This is a genomic window from Flavobacterium selenitireducens (assembly GCF_014748335.1).
Classification (GTDB): Bacteria; Bacteroidota; Bacteroidia; order Flavobacteriales; family Flavobacteriaceae; genus Flavobacterium; species Flavobacterium selenitireducens.
In genome coordinates this window covers 135030-148687 of the sequence record NZ_JAAVIY010000009.1, presented here as the reverse complement: position 1 = coordinate 148687, position 13658 = coordinate 135030, and the positions used below count along the sequence as shown (strand labels likewise).

The window sequence follows — 13658 nt, the reverse complement described above, 5'->3', positions numbered from 1 at the left end:
GCCGGACGCTCCTCCATTGACCGAAATTCCCGTTTTTGTTTGATTTATTATTGCATCGCGATTCCGTCACTCGACGGTTTTGTCGGTAACTAATAATCCAAACAAATGAAAAAACAAGTAGTGCTTATAGGATTGTCATTGCTCTCCCTGACCAATGCCAATGCGCAATTATTAGGGAAACTCAAAAGCAACAAAGACAAGGCGGAAAACGTCGCCGAGACGGCATCATCTGCAAATAAAGCGATCAAGGGCGCCAAAAAGAACGCAGGCGGAAGTGCTGCCGGCGGACTCAAACTGGACTGGAACACCTTTGCGCAAACACCGGCGGTAACCTTCAACTCCCTGCTTTATGGAACGACCGACGGGCATGTCGCTCACTATACTGCGACGTTCGTTCCGCTGAAGACCGCTAATGGAAAGGCAGTCAATCCCATTGCCGATCAGTCCGAATTCTTAAAGATCAAAGTGTATAAGGACAATCAATACATGAATTACTTCGAGTACGAAGGCGACCAGGTTTTCGACGACGGCAAGAAAATAAAGTTCAACCCTCCGAAAAGCCGTTACAAACGCGACGGTGAATGGGTAGGCTGGGGCGAATCGTTCATTACCGATTGGGGACCTGGAAATTACCGACTTGACTTTTACGCCGGCGACAAAATGTTCTATGCGTTCGACTTCGAGCTTCACAAACTGACCAATGACGACCCTTATGGAGCGATCAAGGAATTGTGGGTGACCCGCGGCCCTTGGAATAACTTCGCCTACATGAATTATGCGGACACGGGCAATTTGCTGTTTGGTTTTTACCTTACCCATGAGGAGTTCAAGCCGGATCCCGCCAATGCCAGAAAAACCACCAAAAGCGTCAAATGGTCGGCTAAGATATTCAAAGACAACAAATTGTTCGCGCAAAATTACGGCAATGGGCCGAGTACCGCACAGGTAGAACAAGCCAAATGGAATGAAGTCCAGTGCGCGTTCAAACTCGTCGACAAACCAGGCGAAATCAAATTTGCGAGCCTGACGGATGGCGCTTACAGGGTTGAACTTTCCGTCGATGGAGAAGCCAAGCCGAGAAAGTACAACTTCAACGTGAAGGACAGGAAAATAGTCCAGATCCCCGAACAGGACCGCGCCAAAAACACCGATCCGACGCGATTGATCGAAGGATGGAACGATTACTTCTGGATGAAGTTGGAAAAATAGTATTTGGTTAATAATTAGTAGTAGTGGTACCGGCTGACGCTTTTCGGGCAGGCTTCAGGTTCTGTCCGAACGCAGCTGGGACACAAAAAATAATATTTTTCCTACTTTCGGTTTTCTGCAAAATAAAATTCTAAATTCGCGCCAACCTAAAATTTTTAAAACAAATGAAACAAAAATTACTATTCGCTTTTATTGCCTCCCAAGCATTTATCGGCGCTAATGCCCAACAATTCGGCACCCGCACGCTGATCGCGCCAAGTGCCACTTACGTCAATTCTTTTGTTTTCGAAGACATCGACGAAGACGGTGACATCGATATCATCGGGACACGGTCGACCGGAAGCGTTTCGTCTTCGGCGAACGAGGTATTCTGGTACAAGAATCTTGGAAACGAGAATTTTTCACCAAGAACATTGATCAATTCCAATTACGAAGACATTGCCGAGGTGAAATTGCTCGACGTTGACGACGACGGCAAAAAGGACCTGGTCGTGGGTGACAGTGAAATCGGGATGTCCTGGATCAAAAACCTCGGCAGCGGCTTTTTCGGTTCCAAGGTCGGCCTGCCGTACAACAGCTATATGACGACATTCCAAGTCGGCGACATGAACAACGACGGCAAGAAAGATATTATCGTAGCCCAATTGAGTGGCGACAGCCTGCACTTCCTGCGCAATACGGGCAACGGCGTTTTTGTGTACGATAGCATGTTCTACGCTCCGGGCGACAACATTTACTCGCTGACTTTTGGCGATCTCGACCATGACCAGGTTACGGACCTGATCGTTTCAATGGGCGGGACCACAATCCGGAAAGTCATCCAATTCGAATACGCAAACAACGCTTTTGTCCAGACGAACCTCTATTCAAGCACAGGGTCGCCTTATCTCTACGAATCGTTTTTGGTGGATATGGATAACGACGGTAACGTTGACGTGGTCAGCGACAGTTCAGATTGCGGCGGCTATTGGATAAAGAATTTCGGAAATAATGTCTATTCAGGGATGACGCCGATCAGTCTGACGGGTTGCAACAACTACAATTTTGCGGGCCCGGTAGATTTGGACATGGACGGTTTTCAGGATCTCGTCTATTACAGATACGGCAATATCAACTACAGAAAAGGAACGGGCGTTGGCGAAGTCGACCCGACGTTGATTGCCATTTCCCAAAATTCCACGATCGTTGGAGAGCTAAGAAGTACGGTATTTTTCGATATCGATGAGGACGGAGATCTCGACATTTTCTACAACACCGAAAACGAATTCGGATGGTTCAAAAACAACGCTACCGATTTGTCGACACCGGGAAATACGGCCGAAAAGTTTACGGTATATCCGAACCCGGCGACTTCAGAGCTCAACGTCGCTTCGACGAAAGCCATCGACAGTTACAAAGTCTTTGATAACAGCGGGAAGCTGGTGGCCAATGCGACCTTCCCGATAGCGGTCGTAGATTGTAAAATCGATTTGAGCTCCCTGAGCAGCGGATTTTATTTTGTTGAGATTCAGGCTGGATCATCGCGCGAGGTGAAAAAGTTCGTTAAAAACTAAGGCCGCGATTTTAAGTCAAACATAGCGCCTGCTTTTGATAGGCAGGCGCTTTGGGTTTAAAGACAATTCGCGTATTCGCGGCTAAGGTTATTTGGCAATGTAAGTCGTTAGAATGTCGGTTTTTAGGTCGCGAATGTTTGCGGATGGAGAGGTTGAAAAGCTTAATTTTTTTTGCCGCTGATGTGCGAATGCTAGCGGATGGAGAGTTGAATAAGTTTATTTTTTTAGCCGCGAATGTGCGAATGTTGGCGGATGGATGTCAAAAGACTTATTCTTTTAGCCCGAATGTGCGAATGTTTGCGGATGGATGGAAGACTTAATTTTTTGGCCGCGGATGCGCGGATTTTCGTGGATGGATGTCAAAAGGCTTATTCTTTTAGCCGCGAATGCGCGGATGTTTGCGGATGGAGAGGTTGAAAAGCTTAATTTTTTTCTTCCGCGGATGTGCGAATGCTAGCGGATGGAGAGTTGAATAAGTTTATTTTTTTAGCCGCGGATGTGCGAATGTTTGCGGATGGATGGAAGACTTAATTTTTTGGCCGCGAATGCGCGAATGTTGGTGGACGGATGTCGAGAGGCTTGTTGTTTTTGCCGCGGATGTGCGAATGTTTGCGGATGGAGAGGTTGAAAAGCTTAATTTTTTTTGCCGCTGATGTGCGAATGCTAGCGGATGGAGAGTTGAATAAGTTTATTTTTTTAGCCGAGAATGTGCGAATGTTGGCGGATGGATGTAAAAAGGCTTATTCCTTTAGCCGCGGATGCGCGAATGTTGGTGGACGGATGTCGAGAGGCTTGTTGTTTTTGCCGCGGATGTGCATATGCTGGCGGATAGAGAGTTGAATAAGCTTATTTTTTTGCCGCGGATGTGCGAATGTGGCGATGGATGTCGAGAAGTTGTCTTTTTGCCCGAATGTGCGAATGTTTGTGGACGGATGTCGAGAGGCTTGTTGTTTTTGCCGCGGATGTGCATATGCTGGCGGATAGAGAGTTGAATAAGCTTATTTTTTTGCCGCGGATGTGCGAATGTTTGCGGATGAATGGAAGACTTAATTTTTTGGCCGCGGATGCGCGGATTTTTGCGGAGGGAGATGTCGGGAATGCTCAAATTCTTAGCGGCGGATTTTCACGGACTTAGGAGACCTGCATCTGTAATATTTCTTTTTATATAAAAAAATATTTTTCTCCAAAAACGGCGAAAAATATTTCAGTATGTTTGGCAGATTTTTTTTACAATAAGCGAATACCACTAATCAATAAACTAAACAAATTTGAAACAAAATTACCCTTCCGTAATGGGAAATTCGTGGTGTCCGCGATTTTTCCTCTATTCGATCCTGGGCCTGCTATTAGGCTGGCAGACGGCATTCAGCCAATCGACGATTCCGGCCGGAAACACCTACGGCTTCCTGAGCAATCGACCTTTGTCCGTAAATGATAACCACGAGCGATTGGTATCCATTTATACCGCATCCGAACTTGGCATAGCCCCGGGTTCTACGATTACCGGAATCCGCTACTATCTGCAATCCGTTAACGGCCCTCAGAATACGCCTATGAAAGTGTATTTGAGCAATGCGGGAACCGGAACGAGTTTCTTTTCCATGATCTATGCGAATATTGAACCTTCGGGAGCGGCCCAGTATTCCGGGACAATGCCTTCTTCCGCGTTCGTGCCGGGCAGCTGGATCAACATTCCCTTTACGACACCTGTCAGTTACACGGGCAACAACATACGCGTTCTGGTCGCGACCGATGGCGGCAATGCCTTAAGCGAGTCGATGACGGCCAAACAATTCAGATGGTCATTAGGTCCTAACAATTCCTCCCAATATTGGTATTCCTGGACATCGCCGTTTGACGAAGACGATTACGGCGTTCCGGAAAGTGGTCGTCCCAACATCCAGGTTTTTTACACAACGCCGGGTTCAGCGGGCCATGTTTCGTTCGACAACGCAACCTTCACCGCAGCTGAAAACACCACGGCGTCCATTATCGTGCACCGAAACGGCGGATCTACCGGCGCAGTTTCGGTAAATTACGCTACGAGCAGCGGCACGGCAACGGCAGGGCAAGATTATTCCGCAGTTGCAGGAACGTTAAATTGGGCAGATGGAGACATGACGCCAAAAACGATCAGCATTCCCATCAACGCCGACTTTGTGCTTGATGACAGCGAAACGATCACGCTGACACTTTCCAATCCTACAAATGCGACCATCGCGAATGGCGAGACGGCCATCCTTACCATAAAGGACGTTTTACCTCCGATGCAGGGAACCTACACTGTCGGAACCGGAGGTGATTACCCGTCGCTGACAAATGCGGGCGGGATTTTCCAACAGATCAATACGAGGATTGCCGGAGTTTCGGGCCCTCTTACCATCAATATCATTTCGGACCTTACAGGAGAAACCGGAAACTTCGCGCTCAACGAAATCGCGGGTGGACATCCCGTTCTGATCCAGCCTTTCGGAGCGCCGAGGACCGTCACAGGTTCGGTGAGCAACAGCATCGATAATCCTGGGCTCATCCGATTTGAAGGCGCAGACAACGTAACGATCAACGGATCGCTGACCGGAGCAACAGCTGCAACCTGCCAGATTGGTGGAGACGCATCTTTGCGACAACTTACGTTTGTAAACAACACGAGCGGAAACTCTGCAGGAATCCTGTTCCAATCGGCGGCGAACGGTGCCAACAACAATACGGTCAAAAACATCAATACCGTTGGTAATTCAGCTGCGGGCGGCTATGGCATTATGTTCCGCGTGTTCCCGAACTCGATTGCGAATCCTTCTACCGCACACAACGAAAATACCCGTATCGAAAATTGCTCGGTCAGGAAAGTCAACGTCGGAATCTATTCGACGGGCGTCAGCACATCTAACCAAAACACCAACCTGGTCATTACGCAAAATGACATCACCGGAACCGGGACCGACCGGGTTTCCCGAAATGCGGTTTACATTGCTTACGAACTCAATCCGCAGGTTACCTTCAACAAGGTATTTGTGAACAACACCAACAGCACCAGCGGCAGTGAGACTGTCGGTTTGGCAATCGGCGCGGGATCAGCTTACGCCTTGGGTGTAGGCAGTGGTGGCATCAGCGGCGCATTGATCGCCAACAACTGGATTACCGGAGTGGTAAGCACCGTCGATCTAGGAGGAGCGACGGTTGGAATCGCCATTTCAGGAATGGCTTTCGGAACGCCGAACGTGGTGCGCAACAACATGATCAGCAACGTATCGGGCATTGCACAAAATAACTATTACGTAGCCGGAATCTGGGTCGTGGGAGCAGTAGCTTCTGAAACCAAGCTTTACCACAACACGATTCATCTCTACGGAGACCGCGGGAACCGATCGAACCAGTCGCCAAGCTATGGCATCGGGCTTTCAGGCCTTGATCCGTCATTGGAAATGAAGAACAACATCGTTTCGACCACGCAAATCGCAACCGGAACGGCCATAACGAAAACCTACGCGTTCGGAACCTTGAGCACGACTTTCGCCAACCTGGTTTCCGACAACAACGTTTTCTACAGCGGAGGCGTCCAGGACGGTGGTTTCCGTTCAGGCGGACTGTCGAACAACCAAGGAACGAACTATGCGACTTTAGCCGATTGGCAAGCCGCAACTTCCAAAGACGCTCACTCGATAGAAGTGCTGCCGGTTTTTGCGTCTCAGTCCGATCTGCATCTCGTAGCAGGAGCCAATCCGACGATCGACGGCATAGGAACACCGATTCCAAGTGTGACGAACGACTTCGACTGTTTGCCAAGAAATCTATTGACGCCGACACCGGGTGCCACCGAGAGCAACGTGGCAGGATTCGCCATTTCAGCATCGGCCGGAACAAACGGGTCGATTTCGCCAGCCGGGACAACTACCGTTCCGACTAACGGCAGCCAAACCTATACGATCACCGCTAATTGCGCTTACGCCATTTCAGATGTTTTGGTCGATGGCGTTTCTCAAGGCGCGGTTTCTACCTACACGTTCTCGAACGTAAATGCGAACCATACGATCAGTGCGACATTTTCGGCAATCGTTCCTACAATTACCGCCTCGGGAGCGACGACATTCTGCCAAGGCGGAAATGTGGTGCTCACGTCTTCCTCATCTACCGGGAACGTTTGGTCGAACGGGGCGACGACACAATCGATCACCGTTTCAGCAGCAGGCTCATACACAGTTTCAGTCAACAACGGAACGTGTACATCCCAGGCATCGGCGGCTACCGTAATCAGTATTACGCCAGCTCCGGCAGCTCCGACGGTTACCGTATCAGGCGCAACCACTTTCTGCCAGGGCGGAAGCGTGACGTTGACCTCCTCGTCCGCGACCGGAAATACCTGGTCGAACGGTGCCACGACACAATCGATCACGGTTTCGGATCCCGGAACGTACACTGTGGTTTACAACAACGGAACCTGTAACTCTGTCGCCTCGGCTGGAACCACGGTAACAGTCAATCCGTTGCCGGCAACTCCTGTGATCACACCTACAGGACCGACGACGTTCTGCCAGGGCGGAAGCGTTATCTTAATCTCATCGGCGGCCACCGGAAACGTTTGGTCGAACGGGGCGACGACGCAATTTATTACGGTAACGACGTCGGGGACATATTCGGTTGGCGTAAACAACGGCACATGCGAATCGGCTGGGTCTAACGAAATTACGGTCACGGTCAATCCGGCGGCAACAGCGCCAACTATCTCAGCATCGGGAGCGACGACGTTCTGCGAAGGCGGAAATGTTACGTTGACCTCTTCGGCTGCGACCGGAAACATTTGGTCAAACGGAGCCACGACACAATCGATCACGGTTTCGGCTTCGGGAAGTTATTCGGTTTCCGTAAACAACGGAACGTGTTCATCAGCGACTTCATCGGCGACGACCGTTACGGTAAATCCATTGCCGACGACACCTACGATTTCCGCTTCGGGCGCGACGACGTTCTGCGAAGGCGGAAACGTAACGTTGACCTCTTCGGCTGCGACAGGAAACGTTTGGTCAAACGGGGCGACGACGCAATCGATCACGGTTTCTACATCGGGAAGCTACTCGGTTTCGGTTGACAACGGAACGTGTTCATCAGCGACTTCATCGGCGACGACCGTTACGGTAAATCCATTGCCGGCGACTCCGACGATTTCAGCTTCGGGAGCGACGACGTTCTGCGAAGGCGGAAACGTAACGTTGACCTCTTCGGCTGCGACCGGAAACGTCTGGTCAAACGGAGCCACGACCCAATCGATCACGGTTTCGGCTTCTGGAACGTATTCGGTTTCAGTAGATAATGGAACGTGTACTTCGGCAACTTCATCTACAACAACAGTCACGGTAAATCTATTGCCGACGACTCCGACGATTTCAGTTTCGGGCGCGACGACATTCTGCCAAGGCGGAAACGTTACGTTGACCTCTTCGGCTGCGACCGGAAACGTCTGGTCAAACGGAGCGACGACCCAATCGATCACGGTTTCGGCTTCGGGAAGTTATTCGGTTTCCGTAAACAACGGAACGTGTTCATCAGCGACTTCATCGGCGACGACCGTTACGGTAAATCCATTGCCGGCGACTCCGACGATTTCAGCTTCGGGAGCGACGACGTTCTGCGAAGGCGGAAACGTAACGTTGATCTCTTCGGCTGCGACCGGAAACGTCTGGTCAAACGGAGCGACGACCCAATCGATCACGGTTTCGGCTTCGGGAAGTTATTCGGTTTCCGTAAACCACGGAACGTGTTCATCAGCGACTTCATCGGCGACGACCGTTACGGTAAATCCGCTTCCGGCAACGCCTGTGATTTCCGCTTCGGGAGTAACGACGTTCTGCGAAGGCGGAAATGTTACGCTTACCTCTTCGGCTGCGACAGGAAACGTCTGGTCAAACGGAGCCACGACCCAATCGATCACGGTTTCTACATCTGGGAGCTATTCGGTTTCGGTTGACAACGGATCGTGTACTTCGGCGACTTCTTCAACGACGACCGTCACGGTAAATCCATTGCCGGCGACGCCTACGATTTCAGCTTCGGGAGCGACGACGTTCTGCGAAGGCGGAAATATTACGTTGACCTCTTCGGCTGCGACCGGAAACGTTTGGTCAAACGGTGCAACGACCCAATCGATCACGGTTTCGGTTTCTGGAACGTATTCGGTTTCCGTAAACAATGGAACATGTACATCAGCGACTTCTTCAACGACGACCGTTACGGTAAATCCATTGCCGGCGACTCCGACGATTTCCGCTTCGGGAGCAACGACGTTCTGCGCAGGCGGAAATGTGGTACTTACGTCTTCCTCATCTACCGGAAACGTCTGGTCAAACGGTGCCACGACCCAATCGATCACGGTTTCGGCTTCGGGAAGCTATTCGGTTTCTGTAAACAACGGAACGTGTACTTCGGCGACTTCGGCTGCAACTTCGGTTAGCGTCAATGCGGCTCCTGATGCAGGTGTCAGCCAGGCGGGAGGCATCGTCACCGCTACGCAAACCGGTGCGACATATCAATGGTTTACCTGCGCCGACGTTGAGCTTGCCGGCGAAACCGATCAAACCTTTATTCCTGCGGTTGTCGGCGATTATTATGTAGTCGTTTCAAATGGCGATTGCACCGTGACGTCGGAATGCATTTCGGTTACGGAGCTGAATACGCGCGACTTCGGCAAGAATCGCTTCAAACTGTATCCGAATCCGGTAAACGACATCCTCAACATCGAATATACCGAGACATTGACCCAAATATCGATTTTCAATATCGTGGGCCAGCAAGTGATTTCGAAAAATGTGAGCGCCACCTCGACGCAAATCGACATGAGCCACTTGCCGGCGGGAACTTTCCTTGTGAAAGCGACTTCGGGAAGTGCATCGCAAACGTTCAAGGTCATTAAAAACTAACCAACCCAAACTTGTTCTTAAGCCCGGAAGCGAAATGTTTCCGGGCTTTTTGTTTTACGGAAAACGCAACGGTTATCGAAGTGGAGCGATTGCCGTTTCCAGTTGAGAAATAGCGGCTCCGAAGTGGGATTATTGATTCTCCCTCATCAGCTGTTTCATCGAGGCGATTTCGGATTTGATCTCCGCGAATTCAGCCTTCATTTCCTCGTTCTTCGACTTCATTTCGTTCACCTCGTTTCTAGCTTCGGTCAACAATCGCAGCAATTCCTGGGTAGCCGATACGTTGAGCATCGCGATCGCGCCATAATCGACGGCCCGGTAATCGTCGACTTTCTTGCCGTAGACGAAAAGGTTATCGTCGATCTGATCCGATGTCTCGATGGAAAACGTATGGCGATCTATTACGCGTGTGACGGTCGTCAGGATGTCTCCTTTGGTTTCCGAGATTAACTTGACCTGGTCGCCGGCAACAAAACCGTGGTCGGGAACGCTAATGGTGACGGCGGTTCCTATAGTGGTTACGCGATCGGCTTTTCGGTAAACCGACGGCAAGTAGTTGCTGTATTGGCCTACCGCATCCGGCATCAGCTTTTCGACTTGTTGGGCGACGATCTTTTTGTAACGTTTTGGATCGCTGATGCTGTCCACCATCGTATAATCGACGATTTCGATCTTGCTCAACGTTTCCAGATCGCGTTTTCCGTCTGAAATCCCGCTAATCTTTTTGAGTCGGCTATCTGACCAAGCCGCCGTGTTTACGCCCACAAACGATGCGGTCGCGATCACGTTCCCTTCAAAATAGGCCGATGTGTTTCCCGTCCAGTTGTTGAACGTGACGAGATTCGAGCCAGAGTTGAAATATCGTATGTTAAGCGCATTGGTCAAATCGCTTTGGCCTGTGACGTGCAGCGGCGCCCGCGGCAGTGTCGATCCGATCCCGACGCGTCCGTTTTTGAGGATCGTCATCGCGTTCGATCTCGCATTTGCGGCGCTTCCGTTTCCGACAGAAAAAATTCGATCCGTTGCTACCCATGCCGACGTGGATCCCGGTGTGTACTCGACGTTGTTAATTCCCGTGGCAGTTTCGGCGCAAGAGCGTGCCGTTACACCTTGTCCGAACGCCGTGGCGACCTGTCCCGATGCCGTCGATTGCGATCCGAATGCCGTTGCCTGGTTGCTGCTCGCGACAGTCTGGTATCCGAAAGCCGTCGCCCTTTGCCCGCTTGCTTCGGTTGCCCATCCGAAAGCCGTGGCGGCCACGTTCGAGGCGATCGATCCTTCCCCGAAAGCCGTAGATCTTGCACCGTTTGCCTGCGACTGGAAACCAAATGCTGTCGCTTCCTGGCTTGTCGCCCGTGTTTGGTAGCCGAATGCCGTCGCGTTGTTCTGGTTGGCGAAAGAGCTCCATCCGAATGCCGTGGAATTGTATCCCGATGCAGTTGTCAGATATCCGAAAGCGGCAGCCTGGACGCCGGAGGCTTGTGTCTGTGCCCCGAAGGCCAACGCGCGCTCTGCCGATGCCGAGGTGAGCTGGCCAAACGCAGTAGATTGATTGCCGGTGGCGTTTGACCATACTCCGAATGCGGTAGCTTGGTTTCCGGAAGACAGGCTGGCGTTCCCAAAGGCTGTCGATTGACTGCCGGAAGCGACACTCGACGTGCCGAAAGCCATTGCGTCCTGGCCACTTGCGGTGTTATTTCCCCCGAAAGCCGCAGAATAATATCCTGTATTCGCATCGCTCCATTGAGCAGCGTTTACCGTGCCGGCGCGAAATGCCGATTTTCTCGGATTCCAGATCAGTTGAGTTCCCGTAGTCGCGGGCATCGCCACACCACCGTTGAACGTGCCTGACACGACCAAACCGTCCGTTCCGTTGATGGTAACCGCACCATTGTCTGCCGTTATCGTGCGTCCGCCTCCGGGTGTTGCGAAATCATACGCCTGATCCAATGTTCCGAAGCGGTTGGCTAGCGCCCATTCTTTAGTGACAATTGCCTTACCGGTGGGTTCGGCGTTGATAAGCGCATTGGTTACCGATGGCAAAGTGGCCAGCCCGTTCTTTAAAATTGTCAACGCATCGGACCTTCCGGCAGGCGCGACTCCGTTCCCGATCGAGAAAATACGGTCGGTACCGAACCAGCCCGTTGACGATGGGAAATAGATGGTGTTGTAAAGTCCGATTGCCATTTCTCCATAAGACTTGGAAAAAACGCCATGGCCGAATGCAGTTGACACGCTACCCGATGCATTGCTGCCCGACCCGAATGCGGTAGATTCGTTTTGGGACGCGTGAGTTCCCGAACCGAATGCAGTGGCGTTGTTACCGGAAGCGTTGGTCTGGCTTCCGAAAGCTGTAGCAAAATAACCTGATGCGTTTGTGAAAAAGCCAAAGGCCGTCGATGCAAGCGACGAGGCGGTAGTATTAGTGCCAAAAGCCGTGGCGTGATTTCCCTGAGCGTTTGAATTGAGTCCAAACGCGGTGGCCTGCTCGCCTGACGCGTTCGCGTAGTAACCGAAGGCCATGGAACGCCCGCCCGAGGCGGTGGTAGCATCGCCAAAAGCTGTTGATTGCCAGCCAGATGCAGTGGTAGACCTGCCGAAAGCCGCAGCGTCACCTCCGCTGGCGGTAGTGTTGTTGCCAAAGGCTGTTGAGTTGAAGCCGGTATTTGCGTCACTCCATTGCGCGCTATCTACGGTTCCCGCCCTAAACGCCGATTTCCTCGGATTCCAGATCATCGCGGTTCCCGCCGTTTCCGGCATTGTCGCTCCTGAGTACGACACGCCTGTTGCTACAAATCCGTCGGTTCCATCGATAGTTACCGGTCCGCTGTCTGCGGTAATCGTGCGTCCGCCTCCAGCTGTGCCGAAATCGTAGGCCTGATCCAATGTTCCGCCGCGATTTGAAAGCATCCATTCTTTGGTCACGATGGCTTTACCCGTCGGTTCGGCTGTGATCAGCGCATTGGTTACCGATGGCAGTGTCGCGAGGCCGTTCTTGAAAACCGTCATCGCGTCCGACCTTGCTGCGTTCGAGACTCCGTTTCCGAGCGAAAAGATGCGGTCCTGGGCCGACCATGCGGTAATGGAAGATGGAGTGTAATCTGTATTGTACGTTCCCATTGCGGTTTCCCCGAACGAACGCGCCAGGATGCCGCTGCCAAAAGCCGTCGCTACATAGCCGGATGCTTCCGATTCGACTCCGAATGCGGTCGTTTCGTTGTTCGTCGCCCGCGACAGAAACCCAAACGCTGTGGCATTGGTTGCATTGGCGAATGTGGACGTTCCGAACGTAGTCGAATTCAGTCCCGACGCCGTACTGAAGGTGCCGAATGCCGTCGCGCGGGTCCCGGATGCCGTGGTGGAGGTTCCGAATGCCATCGCATCGGTTCCGCTGGCAGTGGCGTTGCCTCCGAAAGCCGTCGAAAAGTAGCCGGTGTTGGCATCGCTCCATTGGGCCGCTACTACGGTTCCGGCGCGAAACGCGGATTTACGCGGGTTCCAGATCATTTTGGTGCCGGAAGTCGCGGGCATGGTCACGCCATTGTCAGGAGTTCCGGAAACGACCAGGCCGTCGCTGCCGACGATAGAAACTGCGCCGTTGTTGGCCGTTATGTTGCGTCCGAGACCGGGTCCGCCAAAGTTGTAGGCGTTGTCCAATGTTCCGGAATTGGCATTTGAAAGCGCAACCCATGAAGCGTCGGCGTTTTTCCAAAAATAAAAACCAGGGAGATTAGAACCTTGTTGGCTCGTTAGGTAGACCAACATGCCGTCCTGAGCGAGGCCGGGATCGGTAGTGGGAAATTGACCGATTTTGGGAATCAATATCCCGTCGGTTGGAGTTGGGTTGGCGGAGTCGGAAGCACGCACGTCCAACATCGAATTCGGATTCGTGGTGTTGATGCCTACCTGGCTGTGGATGTTGCCAAAACTCAAAAGGAGCAGCGCTATCGCAACGATTTTTTTTCTCGGTTCCATACGACATAATTAG

At 51.7% G+C, this 13658-nt stretch carries 5 protein-coding genes; 3 read left to right on the top strand and 2 right to left on the bottom strand.

The window, feature by feature from the left end; all coding sequences use genetic code 11:
• Positions 1-105 precede the first annotated feature (105 nt).
• Both HC229_RS13450 and HC229_RS13445 read left to right on the top strand, forming a co-directional pair.
• On the top strand, positions 106-1209 hold the full coding sequence (locus HC229_RS13450) for a hypothetical protein (RefSeq protein ID WP_191021015.1): 1104 nt from the start codon (positions 106-108) through the stop codon (positions 1207-1209).
• Between the two features lie 164 nt (positions 1210-1373).
• Positions 1374-2762 (top strand): T9SS type A sorting domain-containing protein, encoded by a 1389-nt coding sequence (locus HC229_RS13445; RefSeq protein WP_191021014.1) that lies wholly within the window; start codon positions 1374-1376, stop codon positions 2760-2762.
• 748 nt (positions 2763-3510) lie between these two features.
• Here the strand turns inward: HC229_RS13445 and HC229_RS13440 are convergent.
• A complete protein-coding gene (locus HC229_RS13440) occupies positions 3511-3867 on the bottom strand; it encodes a hypothetical protein (protein ID WP_191021013.1) in 357 nt (118 codons plus the stop codon).
• Positions 3868-4030: 163 nt separating this feature from the next.
• Here HC229_RS13440 and HC229_RS13435 point away from each other — a divergent pair, with 163 nt between their 5' ends.
• The gene (locus tag HC229_RS13435) at positions 4031-9670 is read left to right on the top strand and encodes a Calx-beta domain-containing protein (RefSeq protein ID WP_191021012.1); all 5640 of its coding nucleotides are present in this window, start codon (positions 4031-4033) and stop codon (positions 9668-9670) included.
• Between the two features lie 129 nt (positions 9671-9799).
• On the opposite strand, the gene HC229_RS13430 is transcribed toward HC229_RS13435, so the two are convergent.
• Positions 9800-13645 (bottom strand): hypothetical protein, encoded by a 3846-nt coding sequence (locus tag HC229_RS13430; RefSeq protein WP_191021011.1) that lies wholly within the window; start codon positions 13643-13645, stop codon positions 9800-9802.
• Positions 13646-13658: the final 13 nt, after the last annotated feature.